This is a genomic window from Acetobacter sp. DsW_54, from assembly GCF_002153575.1.
Taxonomy (GTDB): domain Bacteria; phylum Pseudomonadota; class Alphaproteobacteria; order Acetobacterales; family Acetobacteraceae; genus Acetobacter; species Acetobacter fabarum.
In genome coordinates, this window is sequence record NZ_JOPD01000003.1 from 323,926 (window position 1) to 339,222 (window position 15,297).

Sequence of the window (15,297 nt, forward strand, 5' to 3'; positions counted from 1 at the left end):
AAGGAGATCCCGCCCATGATGGCTGGTCGTTTCCCTTTGACCCGCCCGCGCCGCAACCGGTTTGACGATGCGACACGCCGCCTGGTTGCCGAAAACTCACTGGGCATCAGCAACCTGATCTGGCCGATTTTTTTCATGGAAGGAACAGGTGTTACAACCGAGGTTTCCTCCATGCCCGGTGCGCACCGCGTTACACTGGACCGGCTTGCCAAGCATGTGGAACCAGCCGCCAAACTGGGCATTCCAGCCCTTGCCCTGTTCCCCATCACCCCGACAGAAGCCCGTGATGACGTCGGGACCGAAGCGCTCAACCCCGACAACCTGATGTGTCGGGCTGCCAGACTGCTGAAAAAAGAGTTCCCCGACATGGCCCTGATCGGGGACGTGGCGCTGGACCCCTACACCAACCACGGCCATGACGGCGTGATCGAAGATGGCTACGTGGTCAATGAGGCCTCGGTCCAGATCCTGTCCCAACAGGCTGTTAATCAGGCCCGCGCAGGGGTGGATATTATTGCCCCTTCGGACATGATGGACGGGCGCATTGCCGTTATCCGGCAGGACCTTGACGCCAATGGCCTGATCAACACCCGCATCATGTCCTATGCCGCCAAATATGCGTCCGCCTTTTATGGCCCGTTCCGTGATGCGCTTGGCTCTGGCGGGCTGCTGAAAGGCGACAAAAAAACCTATCAGATGGACCCCGCCAACAGCGATGAAGCCCTGCGCGAAGTAGAGATGGACATTGCCGAAGGCGCGGACATGGTCATGGTCAAGCCGGGCATGCCGTATCTGGACATTATCCGCCGCGTAAAAGACACCTTTAGCGTGCCGACTTTTGCGTATCAGGTCTCGGGAGAATATGCGATGCTCATGGCAGCCATTAACAATGGCTGGCTCGACCGCGACCGTGCCATCATGGAAAGCCTGATGGCTTTCCGCCGTGCTGGAGCCAATGGCATACTCACATATTTTGCCATTGAAGCTGCACAGCGCATCCGGGAAAGATCGGGCCTGTAACCACCGCCTGGCCCATGCCGGGCATAAGCGGGCCGGTTCTACTGGCCCGCCATGCATCCGGGATTGCCGATTATGACGCCTCCGCTGCGCAACCCGCAGTTTTTTTACACCACCACGGCACAACCATGCCCGTACCTGCCTGCGCGCATGGAACGCAAAATTCTGGTTGATCTGGCAGTCCCCGATGCCGACACCCTGCACAGCCGCCTGTCTGCCACGGGCTTCCGGCGCAGCCACACACTCGCTTACGCGCCTTTGTGTGCAGGATGCTCTGCCTGTATTCCCATCCGCCTGCCTGTGGCGGCCTTTGCCCCCAGCCGCACACAAAAACGGGTCTGGAACCGCAATACGGACCTGAGCGCGACCTTGCTGCCCCCTGTAGCAACAGGCGAACAATACGATCTGTTCCGCCAGTACCTGAACACCCGCCACGCAGATGGCGAAATGGCAAACATGACCGCGCGCGACTACCGGATTATGGTGGAGGAAACGACGGTTGATACACAGATCATAGAATTCCGCACGGCAGACAACAAACTGGTCGCCGTCAGCCTGACCGATACGCTCGATGACGGGCTTTCGGCCGTGTACAGCTTTTACGACCCCCAGCAGACCACCCGCTCACTAGGGGTGTATGTTGTGCTTTTTCTTATTCACCAGACATTTCTGCTCGGCCGCCCGTATCTGTATCTGGGCTACTGGATTCCGGGCAGCCCCAAGATGGCGTACAAAAGCCGCTTCCGACCGGCAGAAATCCTGCGTGATGATACATGGCAGCCACTGGACCCGGAGCAGCCCATCAACACCACGCGGGACGCCCTGTTCCCCGATGCGCCGTTATTCTGACCCACCTGCCAGACATGGGCCCGCCCCCGCAGGCCATGTGCCCGAGGAGCAGGCCTGATAACAGGCTTAGGCTTTTTTGTTCGCCCAGGTGGGAGCCAGCTTGCCAACACTTGCACGCTTGCCCAGCCAGTCCTGCAAATCCGCCATAACGCGGTTCCGTACGGCTCCGGGCCAGACCAGCCCTTCGGATGCAGTAAACACCACAGCCTGACGCAGCTGCCCGCCATCAGCGTATTTCTGCAACGCCACCCCCAGACCACGCCCCATGACGGGGAGCTGATCGAGCGGGAAAATCAAAAACCGGCGGTTATCCCCAAGCACTGCCACATGGTCCCCTTGTGCGGGAATGCACAACTGGGCGAACTCATCGCCTTTGAGGTTAAGCACCTGCCGACCTGAGCGCTTTTCGGAGACGAGGTTATCATCCTCCACCACCATGCCACGCCCCGCACTGGAAGCCACAAGGCGCTTACCACCTTCCTCCAGCACAAAAACCGCTAGCAGTTCTTCATCATTGGAGAGGTCCATAAGCAGGCGTACCGGCTGGCCATCACCCCGCCCGCGTGGCAGGTCCACACCCTTGAGCGTAAAGGCACGGCCATCGGTCGCAAAAAAGCACAACTTGTCCGTGCTCTGGCACGGAAGGGCCAGCTTGAGGCCATCCCCTTCCTTGAACTTCTGGCTTTCCAGATCAACATTGTGGCCCTTGATGGCCCGCACCCACCCTTTTTGGGACAGGATCATGGTCAGCGGTTCACGCTCCACTGTTTCCACCACCGAAATATCAACCGGCTTGGGGGCGGACAGAATGGTGCTGCGCCGTGGTCCAACGCGGCCCTTGCCAAACGTCTTGACCATGCCCTCCAGTTCCTGCCCGATCTGCTTCCAGCGCTGCTTTTCATCCCCCAGCAACGCGAGCAATCCGGCTTTTTCGGCAGCAAGGGCATCATGCTCCTTGCGGATTTCCATTTCCTCAAGGCGGCGCAGGCTGCGCAGGCGCATGTTCAGCACGGATTCGGCCTGCATGTCGGTCAGGCCTAAGGTGGCCATCAGGCTGGCTTTGGCATCATCCTCCTCGCGGATAATGCGAATGACCTCATCCAGATTGAGGTAAACGATGAGAAAGCCTGCCAGAATTTCCAGCCGTTTTTCCACGGCGGCAAGGCGGTGGCGGCTGCGCCGTTCCAGCACTTCGTGCCGGTGGTCCAGCCATGCCTGCAACACCTGCTTGAGCCCCAGCACACCGGGAGAGCGGTCCGCCCCAAGCACGTTCATGTTCAGGGGGAAGCGGCTTTCCAGCGGCGTGGCGCGGAACAAGGTTTCCATCAGCACTTCGGGTTCGATCCCGCGTGTTTTTGGCTCAAGGATCAGGCGAATTTCATCCGTACTTTCGTCGCGAATATCGCCTAGCAATGGGAGCTTTTTCTGCTCCAGCAGGTCAGCCACCTGCTCGATCAGGCGGGACTTCTGCACCTGGTACGGTATTTCCGACACAACAATATGCCATGTACCAAACCGCCCCTGTTCCACAGCCCAACGTGCACGCATGCGGAAGCCCCCGCGCCCTGTCTCGTATGCCTGCAGAATAGCCGAGGCATCCTCCACAATCAGCCCGCCGGTGGGGAAGTCCGGCCCCGGCATAAGGGCCAGCAGGTCCTGCGTGGTGGCGGTGGGTTTGCGCACCAGCAGCGCTGCGGCCGCGCACACTTCTGCCGCGTTATGGGGGGGAATGCTGGTGGCCATGCCCACGGCAATACCCGCAGCACCATTAGCCAGAAGGTTGGGGAACGCCGCTGGCAGCACCACGGGTTCCTGCTCCTCACCATCATAGGTGGGGCGAAAATCGACTGCATCGCTCTCGATCCCGTCCAGCAGGGCTACGGCCACTTCGGTCAGGCGGGATTCCGTATACCGCATGGCGGCTGCGTTATCGCCGTCAATCGAGCCAAAATTCCCCTGCCCTTCAACCAGCGGGTAACGGGCGGCAAAATCCTGCGCCAGACGGACCAGTGCCTCATAAACCGAGGCATCACCATGGGGGTGGAACTTACCAATGACGTCCCCCACAACACGCGCACACTTTTTAAACCCCGATGCCGGGTCCAGCTTGAGCTGGTGCATGGCGTAAACCAGCCGCCTGTGCACGGGTTTGAGCCCATCGCGCACATCTGGCAGCGAACGTGACATGATGGTGGACAAAGCATAGGCCAGATAACGCTCGCTTAGCGCATCTGCCAGTTTTGTCTCCTCAATATGGCCTTCGAATGTCTCGTTCATGTTCTGCCCCAGATAAAACGGTGCGATGTGTGATGGCCATGACATACCGCCACAGGCCAAGTTGTGCCAGCCTTGGTGCGCAGTTCAGGTTGCGCCCGCCCCTGCTACCAGTTTTTCCACACGCCCGAGCAGCCTCTGCCGGGCGGCAGGGAGGGGCAGATGCCGCTGGCCAAAGGCATCCCGCGCCAGAAAATGCCCACTCAGGCGCAGGCCATCCAGCCAGTCCGGCCAGAAACCGGCCTGTGTGGGGTCATGCAAAAAAGCAGGGAGGGGCAGGAGCCGGTCCTTCCACACTCCTGCTCCTTCGCGGCTGACGGCACGCCCTGTGCGGGGGGAGACAAAAGCGAGGTCGCTCGTCTGCTCGGTCACGGCGCAGCAGCTTAAATCCAGCCCAAAGCCCAGCACGTCCAGCAAGGCCAGCTCCCACTCAATATAATTGGGCAGGCCAGTTTGCTCCGCAACGTCGGGGCTGTAGCCGATAAAGGAAAGAAGTTTGAGGGTCGCCCCAAAAAATGCCGGGCAAGGCTCACCCTCGGGCAGGGTCGCATCGGCCAGAACACAGGCCGACTGCATCATGGCCAGTGCCAGCGGCATGCTCAGGATACGCGCCGCACAGCCGTACAGCAGCTCACCCGATACCTGAACAGGAGCCCCCTCGCCCCGTTGTGTCAGGCGGACCTTGACCACATTACCCGGCTGCCACAAGGCGCGACCGGCACGGCCAGCACCCCCGTAAGCCAGAGCACGCACCAGCCCGTCCTGCTCGGTCAGCATATGAACCCGCGCGCCATTTTCGCCCTGCGGGGCCACAAAAACAACAAGAGCGGGAGCCTCCCTTTGCAGAGAAGTCCCGCTCTTGTTCAACATGCAAAAGACCCGGTCTTAGACGCCGGAAACCTTGGCCACTTCAGCAGCAAAGTCATCAACGGTCTTTTCAATGCCTTCACCTAGGTGGAAGCGGTCAAAACCAGCCAGCTTGACGCCAGCTTTTTTAACAACGTCCTTCACGCGGGTTTCGCCGTCATGCACCCAAACCTGTTCCAGAAGCACCACTTCTTCGTAGAACTTGCGGATACGGCCTTCGACCATTTTTTCAATAATGGCTTCAGGCTTGCCCGATGCGCGGGATTGTTCGATCAGAACAGCGCGTTCACGCTCGACTTCTTCCTGGTTCAGGCTGCTGACATCCAGCGCAGACGGGCGGGTAGCTGCAACATGCATGCCAACCTGGCGGCCAAGCTGTTCGATGGCTTCATCAGCCGTCGGAGCTTCAATAGCTGCCAGAACGCCAATTTTGCCCAGACCGGGGCGCAGGGCGCCATGCACGTAAGTTGCCACCACACCAGACGGCACGGTGAACACGCGTGCGCGGCGCAGGGTCATGTTTTCGCCGATGGTGGCGATCAGGTGGGTCAGTTCGTCAGCAACGGTGCGGCCCGTGTCCAGCGTAGCTGCCTTGATGGCTTCCAGATCATCACCAACCTTGAGTGCAACCTGAGCAACGGATTCCACAAAGTTCTGGAACGCTTCGTTACGGGCAACAAAGTCGGTTTCGGCGTTGACTTCCACCATGGCAGCGGTTTTGTCGCCAGAGGCAACGGCAACCAGACCTTCTGCTGCCACGCGGCCGGATTTTTTGGCGGCGGCGGCAAGGCCCTTGGTGCGCAGCCAGTCAATGGCGGCTTCAATATCACCCTGCGCTTCGTTCAGCGCCTTTTTGCAATCCATCATGCCTGCGCCGGTTTTTTCGCGCAGTTCCTTGACCAATGCTGCGGTAATTTCCGCCATATTCCTACTCCTTAGAAAACCGCAACGCGCCCCTGGCAGGGCGCGTGGCAGAACATTCCGTTGCCTGTAAAAACCACAGGCATCTCATGCAAAAAAACAGCCCGGTTTAAGCCGGGCTGTTTTTTAAAGGCTTCAGCCTGCTGCCGGAGCTTCTTCCGCCACCGGAGCCGCTTCCAGAGCGGGTTCAACCGGCAGTTCTTCAGATGCACCCACGTCATGGCCCGCTGCACCCAGTTCGGCGGAAATACCGTCGAGCACGGAAGCGGAAACGAGGTCGCAGTAAAGGCCAATGGCGCGAATGGCGTCATCGTTGCCGGGGACCGGGTAGGTCACGCCGCGCGGGTCGGAGTTGCTGTCCAGAATGGCCACAACCGGGATACCCAGCTTGTTGGCTTCTTCAATGGCCAGCTTTTCCTTGTTCGTGTCGATCACGAACAGGACGTCGGGCAGACCACCCATTTCCTTGATACCACCAAGGGAGCGTTCCAGCTTGTCGCGCTGGCGGGTCAGTTCCAGCACTTCCTTCTTGGTCAGGCCGGAAGTCGCGCCTTCGAGCGTTTCTTCAATCTGGCGCAGACGCTTGATGGAGCCCTGAATGGTCTTCCAGTTGGTGAGCATGCCGCCCAGCCAGCGGTGGTTGACGTAGTACTGACCGCAGCGACGTGCTGCTTCTGCAATCGGGTCCTGTGCGGCGCGCTTGGTGCCAACGAACAGAACGCGGCCACCGCCAGCTACAACATCGCGAATCGCCTTGAGGGCGCGGTCGAGCAGGCCAACGGTCTGCTGGAGGTCGATGATGTGAACCTGGTTGCGCACACCGAACAGGAACGGCGCCATGCGCGGGTTCCAGCGGCGTGTGTGGTGACCAAAGTGAACACCAGCTTCAAGCAGCTGGCGCAGTGTGAAATCGGGCATCGCCATGGGGCGTATTCCTACCTAACTGGTTAAACCTCCGCGAGACACCACCCAGCCATCTGACTGGGCACCAGAGGTGTATGGCCCCGCGTGTGTTATACCCCGGCCTGCGCCGGGGCGGCTCTATATGGCGTTTTTTGGCCCTGCGGGCAAGGCCAAAAAGTGCGTTCAGCCCTGCTTGAGCGGTTTGGCGTAACGGTTGGGCACCCCGCTGCGGGCCAGCAGCTCGCGCAGGCTTTTGACAACAGGGAACACTTCCACGTTGTGGTCCCCGCCCAGTTCACGCCATGCGTTCTGTTCCATTTCCACAATTTCGCGGTCTTCTTCAAAGATGCGATGCGTAAACAGACCCAGCACTGGCCATGCCATATCAAGCAGGAAAGTCCATTTGGGCTTTTTAACCGACAGCAGACCAAACGCCTGAGTAACCTGCTGGGTTTCCCCCAGCGGCAGGTAACATGCCCACAGGTCCATGATCAGGTCGCCGTCTTTATCGTGGATCTGGAGCGTCTGGTACGGATAGGTAGTGCGGATGGACACGACCTCTTCCACCGGCTGTTCGCGCCCGTCATCATGGTGTTTGCCAAAAATCAGGGCTTCGGCCAGCGGCTGGTTGCCTCCTTTGCGCGCAAAGCTGTAGCGGGCTTCCATAAAGTTATCGCCCTTGTCCTGCCCCAGAAAACGGGCCGTGATGGAACCCATCTGGCGGCGGTGCAGGAACTGATGGTTCATGTCCATCAGGTTTTCGTGCATGAACGTGTAGTGGCACTTCAGGCGGGGGCTGAACTGGCGGGTCTTGTATTCGGGGTTCCCCACCTGCGCGATGTCGGGCACGGGCACCTTGTCCGCCAGATCGGGGTCGCCGGGGAAGATAAAGATCAGCCCGCTTTTTTCGCGGCAGGGGTAGGATTTAACCGGGCGGCCCACGCCTTCCTTGTTCAGGTAGGGCACGGTTACGCATTTGCCCTGCTGGTCAAACGCCCAGCCATGATAACAGCACTTGATGCAGCCCTTATCGTCCACAACGCCTTTGCTCAGCGGGACCTGACGGTGGGCGCAACGGTCTTCCAGCGCATAGACCGGGCCGTATTCGGGGCGGATAAGCGCAATGGGGTGGCCTGCAAAGCGGGCGGCAAATGCCTTGCCCTGCCGTACCTTGCTGGACCATGCCACAGGGTACCAGAAATTGGGATCAACATCGATCTGCCTCAGATCATAACGGGGGGCATGACCCTGCTCCGCCTGTTGCTCCGTGGCTGTTGCTGCCTGTTGCATGGTGTCACCTCATCAGAATACCACAGACCGGCTGTTCCGATGCATATCATTCCGGCCTGAAAAGGACGGGCGAACGATTGAGCATTCAGGCAGGTCTGCACAAGCCCTTATCGTCGCATGCCTGCCCTCTAAACGAAAAGGGCATAAATCAAAACCGGCTTATGCAGTGTGCCGCAGGCATTGCTCCAGTTGCGCGGTGTGTGGTTCGTCCACCGGCAAAGGCGTTCCGTCCAGTGCTGTTACCACCCGGAGCGAAAGGGAGTTGACCAGCCACACGCCACGCGCGCGCAGCAGGTCCGCCGGGGCCAGACGAGCCTCGCGCACAAGATTCTGCTCCAGCAGGCGCTCACGGGCAATGCCCGCCAACGCACCTTCGGCCACATGGGGCGTGAGCAGCCCCGCATCCGTTGCTACCAGCAGGTTGCTGATTGTACTTTCCGCCACCCGCCCCTGCGTATTGAGCAACAGCGCATCCTGCGCCCCCAAACGCTCGGCCTCCTGCCGGGCCAGAATACCGGGCAGATAGTTCAGGCTCTTGATATAAGACAGGGGAGAGACCTCATCCCGCCGGATCAACCGGCTGGTCACGGCTTGAATACAGGCAAGGCTAAACTCCCCCGGGGTCGCCGTAAGCAACACGGTAGGGTGCGGATGAGCCGGAGGCAGCAACCCCCTTGGCCCCTCCCCGCGCGCCACGCTCAGCCGCAGCACCGCGTTTTGCAACCCGCATGCCTGTAGCAGCGCCGTGGCCGCCTCCTCCACCACACCCACCTGCGGCACGGGCATGCCCAGCACACCTCCGCCCGATGCCAGACGCGCCATGTGCCGGGGCAGATGCAGAACCCGCCCGCCAACCGCGCGCATGGTCTCAAACAGGCCATCACCCAGCGTAAAGCCACGGTCTGCCGGGCTTATGCGGGCCTCATCACGCGCGAGGAGCGCACCATTGAGCCAGACGACGGTCATGCTCCCTCCGCAAAGGCAGCAAAAGGGGCGAGTTTCAGGCGCATTTCCTCATATTCCTTTTGCGGGTCAGACAGAATGGTAATCCCGCCCCCCGTGCCCATACGCAATTGCCCCCCATGGGCAACAAAACTGCGGATGATCACGGAGCTATCCATCCGCCCATCCACACCAAGGCAAAAAACCGTCCCACAATAAGCCCCACGGGGTGTGGCTTCCAGTTCGTCAATAATTTCCATGGCGCGGTGTTTGGGCGCACCTGTTACGGAGCCGGGCGGCAGGGTCGCTGCCAGCAGGTCAAACACATCACACCCCTGCCGCAAATGCCCCTGCACTTCGGAAACAAGATGATGCACATGCGCAAACCGTTCCACCGCCCATAATTCTGGCACACGTACGCTGCCAATACGGGCAACACGCCCGATGTCATGGCGCATGAGGTCCACAATCATCAGGTTTTCAGCCCGTTCCTTGTCGTCTGCTGCCAGAGCCTGAGCCAGAAGCTGGTCCTCCGCCCCGCTCTGGCCCCGTGGGGCTGTGCCTTTTATGGGGCGGGTTGTCATATGCCCGTGCCGGTCAACCTGCAAAAACCGCTCTGGCGAGCATGAAAGCAGCGAAAACCCTGCCCCACAGGATAAAAACGCCCCAAAGGGTGCCGGGGCCACCTGCCGCAACCGGCGATACAGGCCAGATGCACACACATCTGCCGGCAGGTCCGCAACATGCTGGCAGGTGATGTTAACCTGAAAAATATCCCCCTGAGCAATATAGCGTTGCGCCGCACTGACTGCCCGGCAGTATTCGGTCTGTGTCTGACTGGCCCGCAAATGCAGCGGGGGCACCTGTGGCGCAGGCTCCACGTGCTCAGGCAGGGCGGACCAGAGTGCCTGAGCCTGCTCACGCGCATGGGGCGTTAACCCGCCATGCGCCAGCCCTGCCAGCACCACCTGCCGGTTTTTGCGGTCCCATATATAAGCATGATCGTAAAAAGCTGCGGAAAATACAGGAGCATCCCCTTCCGCATGCCGGGACGGAACACCTTGCTGGGCCCGACCAAATGCGTAGCTGGCAAAGCCAACCCAGCCACCGCAGAACGGCACATCAGCCTGACAGGCACCAACCTTGAAACCTGCCTGTATTTTACGCAGAATATCCAGTATCTGATCAGGCGTTTTCCGAGCCTGAGACACCCCATCCACTTCCACCCTATCTGCAAAAACCTGTAGGGTATGGCGTGGATTATGGCAGAAGATACGCCACCGGCTGCGCGCGTCCAGCACTCCGCCACTATCGAGAAAAGCGCACCACGGGGCACCGCCCCACAGGGCCAGAACCGTATCCGGCTCCCGCCATGGCAGGGTGCGCGTCCATGCCACGGGCTAGACCTGCTCCACGCGGGAAATACCATTCAGGGTACGCAGCTTCTGCCCGAGCAGAGGGGTCACCTTGTAGCCACCACGCAACCGGATTTCCACATCGCAGCTTTCAGCCACACCGGGCAGCAGCACAATGCGGCCTGCTCCGCCCTTCTGGTCGCTCAGCACGGTTTGCAGGGCGGGCAGAGCTTCTTCCTTTTCCAGCCATATCCGCAATTCGCTTTGGCCTTGGGCGGCTGCGTCCTCCAGTTCCACAATGTCGGAAGCGGTTATGCGCATGGCCTCGCCCTCCAGCTTAAGCTCGGCCGTAACCAGCACAGCCCGGCCCGCCACCAGACTTTCCCGCACACGGCCCAGCACTTCGGAAAATACCGTGACCTCACACCCACCTGTGGCATCGGACAGACGCACCCATGCCATTTTATTGCCTGTGCGGGTCGGGCGTTCCTTGCGGTCCACCACGCAGCCCGCAATTTTAACCCGCCCTACCCCGGCTTCTGCCGCGGCAAGCAGCTGGGAGGATTTAACAACCCCCAACCTGCGCAACACCGGGCCGTAGGAATCCAGCGGGTGGGCTGTCATATGGAAGCCAATTGCTTCTGCTTCCATGGCCAGTTTTTCAAACTCCGGCCAGTCCGGCCCTTCGGCCAGACGCAGGGGCTCCTTCTGCCCGCCACCACCAAACAGGCCAATCTGGCCAGATGCCGCCTCCTGCGCCTGACTATGGGCACGGCGCAAAAGGGCATCGGCGGAATGAAAAACACGCGCCCGGTTTTTATCCAGACATTCAAACGCGCCTGCCTTGGCCAGATTTTCCATTTGCATGCGGTTGATGTGTTTGGGGTCTATACGCGTTGCAAAATCGGCCAGATCGGTAAAAGGCTTGTCCCCTCTTGTGGCAACCAGAACCTCCATGGCCCCAAAACCAACTTTTTTAACCGCGGCCAGTGCATAACGAATGCCATATTCACCATTGGGCATGACCTCCACGGCAAAATCGGCCTCTGAACGGTTGATGTCTGGCGGCAGCACGGCAATGCCCATGCGCTCGGCTTCCTGCCGAAGAGCGGCCAGTTTTTCCGTCCGCTCCCGCGCGAGTGACATACAGGCCGCAAGGAAGGCCACAGGGTGGTTAGCCTTCATCCATGCAGTCTGGTAGGAGACAAGAGCATAGGCCGCAGCATGGGATTTGTTAAACCCGTAATCCGCAAACTTGGCCATGAGGTCGAACACCTCTACCGCCTTGTCGTGGTCTATGCCGCGCCCGGTGGCCCCTTTGGTAAAGATCTCGCGCTGGTGGTCCATTTCCGCACGGATTTTTTTACCCATGGCACGGCGGAGCAAATCTGCCCCACCCAGACTGTAGCCGGCCATCTTCTGGGCAATCTGCATGACCTGTTCCTGATAGACCATAATACCGTAGGTCTCTTCAAGAATATCGCGGATTTCCTCGTGCGGGGGTTCCCATGCCTCTCCATGTTTACGGCGGCAGTAATCGGGAATATTGGCCATTGGACCGGGGCGGTACAGGGCCACGGCGGCAATCAGGTCTTCCAGCCGGGTGGGGCGCATCTGTTTGAGAACATCGCGCATGCCAGCACCTTCGAACTGGAAAACGCCTGCCGTATCCCCCCTGCTGAGCATGTCGTAGGTTGGCGCATCATTGAGCGGGATGCTCGCCAGATCCACGTCCTTGCCCATGCGGTGAATAAAATCCACACCGCGTTTGAGAATGGTCAGTGTTGTCAGGCCCAGAAAGTCGAACTTGACCAGACCGGCCTGCTCAACAAACTTCATGTTATACTGGGTAACTAATGTATCACTCTTGGGGTCTCGGTACAGTGGCACCAGTTCCACCAGCGGGCGGTCCCCGATCACCACCCCGGCGGCATGGGTGCTGGCGTGGCGGAACAGCCCTTCAAGCTGCTGGGCAATTTCGAGCAGTCTGCGCAAAGCCTCGTCGTTATCACGCATTTCCTGCAATTTGGGTTCGCCTGCTATGGCTTCCTTGAGCGTAACAGGCTTGGCAGGGTTGTTGGGAATAAGCTCGGCCACACGGTTGACCATGCCATAGGGCAGCCCCAGCACACGCCCCACGTCACGCACGGCCGCACGGGCCTGCAACTTACCAAAGGTAATGATCTGGGCAACCCGGTCGCCCCCATATTCACGCCGGACATACGCGATCACCTCGTCTCGCCGGTCCTGACAGAAGTCGATATCAAAGTCAGGCATGGAGACACGTTCGGGGTTAAGAAACCGTTCGAACAGCAGGTTGAAAGGAATGGGGTCAATATCCGTAATGGTCAGTGCCCATGCCGCCAGCGAGCCTGCACCCGAACCACGCCCCGGCCCTACCGGAATATCATGCGCCTTGGCCCACTGGATAAAGTCCGCCACGATCATGAAGTAACCGGGGAACCCCATTTTGGAGATAATATCCAGCTCGAATGTCAGGCGTTCCCGGTAGCGGTCCTGCGTTGCGTCATCCAGCGTCATGGAGGCCATGCGGCGCTCCAGCCCTTCCCACGCCATGGCGCGCAGGGTCTGGTCCTCGGTCGCACCTTCACGCACTTTGGGGCAGACGGGCAGCAGGGGTTTGCGGGTTTCCACCTTTATGGCGCAGCGGCGGGCAATTTCGAGCGTATTGTCGCACGCATCGGGCAGGTCCGCGAACAGGGCGCGCATCATCTGCGGGGGTTTGAACCAGTGTTCGGGGGTCACGCGGAAGCGGTCTTTTTCCGCCATGGTGCGGCCCTGGGCAATACACACCAGCGCGTCATGCGCCTCGTACATTTCCGGCTTGGGGAAAAAGCACTCATTGGTGGCCACAAGCGGCAGACCAAACTGGCTTGCAAGGCCCAGCACACCCGGCTCCACCGCTTTTTCCACAGCCAGCCCGTGGCGGTGCAGTTCCACCACCAGCCGGTCGCCAAACGCTTCCTGCATACGGGCCAGCCAGCGTGTGGCCTCGTCCTTCTGCCCTTCGGCCAGCATCTGGAACAGCGGGCCGCGTGTGCCGCCGCTAAGCAGCATCAGCCCTTCGGCGCGTGCGCAGAGTGTGTCCAGCGTTACAAACGGGTCAGACGGGTCGGATGTCTTGAACCCTTCGGATGAGAGGAACTGGAGATTGGTCAGCCCCACCTCGTTCTGGGCCAGCAACACCACCGGTTCAGCCGGGGCCCCGGGTTTGTCATTGCGGGCAGGCAGGCCGATCTGGGCCCCGATAATGGGCTGAATGCCACTTTTTGTGCAGTACTGCGAAAATTCCAAAGCGCCGAACAGATTGCCCGAATCGGCAATAGCCACGGCAGGCATATGCATTTCCTGCGCGAGGGATGCAATTTCCGGCACCCGGATTGCCCCCTGGCTAAGCGAGTAGGCAGAGTGCACACGAAGATGAACAAAATCAGCGTAGGACATACGCCCCCTATAGCACAGGCCCGGCCCCTCTCCACCGGGTTGTCTGCACTTTAAATCCCGCATGCTGTAAAACCGCCCTCTCTGGAACCGCGCGCCAATCAGCACTACAATGCGGATATTCCTGCCCTGTCCGGGCAATCCCCTTATGGGGGTTCATCTGTTTTTCAGGATTTTTCATGCGGATTATCAGATCCAGAACCGAACTGGCCACACTGGTAGCCCAATGGCGCAACGCGGGCGAAACCATAGGTTTTGTGCCCACCATGGGCTCGCTCCACAATGGTCACCTTACCCTTGTTAACGCATTGGACGGGCAGGCCACGCGCCGGATTGTGAGTATTTTTGTCAATCCAATCCAGTTTGATAACGCAGCCGACTTCCAACTTTACCCTCGCGGGCTGGAAGCCGATGCCGCCCTGCTGGAAGGCACAGGCAAAGTAGATGTGCTTTACGCCCCGGACGGGGCAGAAATGTACCCTGAGGGTTTTGCAACCCGCATTACGGTTTCCGGGCTGGATGGCATGTTGTGTGGCGCGGACCGACCGGGCCATTTTGATGGCGTTGCAACGGTTGTTACCAAGTTGCTGCTCCAGACCGGGGCCGACATAGCCGCGTTTGGCGAAAAGGATTACCAGCAGCTCTGCCTGATCCGCCGCCTTGTGCAGGACCTGAACCTGCCCGTGCGCATAAAACCCGTCCCCACCGTGCGCGAGGCCGATGGACTTGCCCTGTCCTCACGCAACCGCAGGCTCACCCCCCAACAGCGTGAACAGGCTCCTTACCTGCCTGCGGCATTACGGGCCTGCATTGCGGATATTCAGGCTGGCAAAGCGGTTGATGCCTGCCTGCAATCCTGCCGTGAAAACCTGAAAAGCCATGGCTTTAACGTGCATTATCTGGACCTGCGCTCGGGCGATACACTCCTTGCGACCGAAACGCTCACACCCGATGCACGCCTGTTTGTTGCCGCAAGTCTGGGCGACATCCGCCTGATTGACAACATGGCGGCTGCGTAAATTCCTTTACCCACCAAGCTTTTTTTTTGCACAGGAAAGACAACAGCATGAGCATAACCCGCCTTGAACCTGAAGAACGCCTGAGTGGCGCTGTTATTCACAACGGTCTGGTCTATCTGGCGGGGCAGGTCGCGGATGACGCCACACTGGATGCGCAGGGGCAGATGGAAGATATTCTGCGTCAGGTGGATGCCATTCTGGCCAAAGCCGGAACGGATAAAAGCCGCCTGATTTCAGTCCAGATTTTTCTGGCCGACATGGCCGATATGGCAGGCATGAACCGCGCATGGGATGCATGGCTGGACAAGGGCAACAAACCCGCCCGCGCCACGGTAGAAGCCAAGCTGGCTGATCCGTCCTGGAAGGTGGAACTCACCGGCGTTGCCGCTCAGGCCTGA

General features: G+C 59.7%; 12 protein-coding genes. 4 read left to right on the forward strand and 8 right to left on the reverse strand.

Annotated features, from left to right (window positions below):
- Window positions 1–15 precede the first annotated feature (15 nt).
- Together hemB and HK20_RS03245 are read left to right on the forward strand one after the other, a co-directional pair.
- Complete coding sequence (gene hemB / locus HK20_RS03240; RefSeq protein ID WP_086645619.1) at window positions 16–1,020, forward strand: porphobilinogen synthase; 1,005 nt, start codon at window positions 16–18, stop codon at window positions 1,018–1,020.
- 72 nt (window positions 1,021–1,092) lie between these two features.
- A complete protein-coding gene (locus HK20_RS03245; RefSeq protein WP_086645620.1) occupies window positions 1,093–1,866 on the forward strand; it encodes an arginyltransferase in 774 nt (257 codons plus the stop codon).
- 66 nt (window positions 1,867–1,932) lie between these two features.
- Here the strand turns inward: HK20_RS03245 and parC are convergent, their stop codons facing one another.
- The 8 genes from parC to dnaE all read right to left on the reverse strand — a co-directional run bounded on the left by parC (window position 1,933) and on the right by dnaE (window position 13,883).
- The gene (gene parC, locus HK20_RS03250) at window positions 1,933–4,143 is read right to left on the reverse strand and encodes a DNA topoisomerase IV subunit A (RefSeq protein ID WP_086645708.1); all 2,211 of its coding nucleotides are present in this window, start codon (window positions 4,141–4,143) and stop codon (window positions 1,933–1,935) included.
- 84 nt (window positions 4,144–4,227) lie between these two features.
- On the reverse strand, window positions 4,228–4,986 hold the full coding sequence (locus HK20_RS03255; protein WP_198943872.1) for a DNA repair protein RecO: 759 nt from the start codon (window positions 4,984–4,986) through the stop codon (window positions 4,228–4,230).
- A 39-nt stretch (window positions 4,987–5,025) separates the two neighbouring features.
- On the reverse strand, window positions 5,026–5,931 hold the full coding sequence (tsf, locus tag HK20_RS03260) for a translation elongation factor Ts (protein WP_086645622.1): 906 nt from the start codon (window positions 5,929–5,931) through the stop codon (window positions 5,026–5,028).
- Window positions 5,932–6,063: 132 nt separating this feature from the next.
- Window positions 6,064–6,852: a 30S ribosomal protein S2 gene (rpsB, locus tag HK20_RS03265; protein ID WP_086645623.1), complete on the reverse strand. Its 789-nt coding sequence runs from the start codon at window positions 6,850–6,852 to the stop codon at window positions 6,064–6,066.
- A 162-nt stretch (window positions 6,853–7,014) separates the two neighbouring features.
- Window positions 7,015–8,121, reverse strand: coding sequence for an aromatic ring-hydroxylating dioxygenase subunit alpha (locus HK20_RS03270; RefSeq protein ID WP_086645624.1), 1,107 nt, complete (start codon window positions 8,119–8,121; stop codon window positions 7,015–7,017).
- 159 nt (window positions 8,122–8,280) lie between these two features.
- The gene (locus tag HK20_RS03275) at window positions 8,281–9,087 is read right to left on the reverse strand and encodes an aminotransferase class IV (RefSeq protein ID WP_086645625.1); all 807 of its coding nucleotides are present in this window, start codon (window positions 9,085–9,087) and stop codon (window positions 8,281–8,283) included.
- The gene (pabB, locus tag HK20_RS03280) at window positions 9,084–10,460 is read right to left on the reverse strand and encodes an aminodeoxychorismate synthase component I (protein WP_086645626.1); all 1,377 of its coding nucleotides are present in this window, start codon (window positions 10,458–10,460) and stop codon (window positions 9,084–9,086) included. Before pabB ends, HK20_RS03275 begins: the two co-directional genes overlap by 4 nt.
- A 3-nt stretch (window positions 10,461–10,463) precedes the next feature.
- Window positions 10,464–13,883 carry a DNA polymerase III subunit alpha gene (gene dnaE / locus HK20_RS03285; RefSeq protein WP_086645627.1) on the reverse strand — a complete coding sequence of 1,140 codons (3,420 nt, stop codon included), beginning with the start codon at window positions 13,881–13,883 and terminating at the stop codon, window positions 10,464–10,466.
- Window positions 13,884–14,059: 176 nt separating this feature from the next.
- Here dnaE and panC point away from each other — a divergent pair, with 176 nt between their 5' ends.
- Together panC and HK20_RS03295 are read left to right on the forward strand one after the other, a co-directional pair.
- A complete protein-coding gene (panC, locus tag HK20_RS03290) occupies window positions 14,060–14,899 on the forward strand; it encodes a pantoate--beta-alanine ligase (protein WP_086645628.1) in 840 nt (279 codons plus the stop codon).
- Between the two features lie 47 nt (window positions 14,900–14,946).
- Window positions 14,947–15,297 carry a RidA family protein gene (locus HK20_RS03295; protein ID WP_086645629.1) on the forward strand — a complete coding sequence of 117 codons (351 nt, stop codon included), beginning with the start codon at window positions 14,947–14,949 and terminating at the stop codon, window positions 15,295–15,297.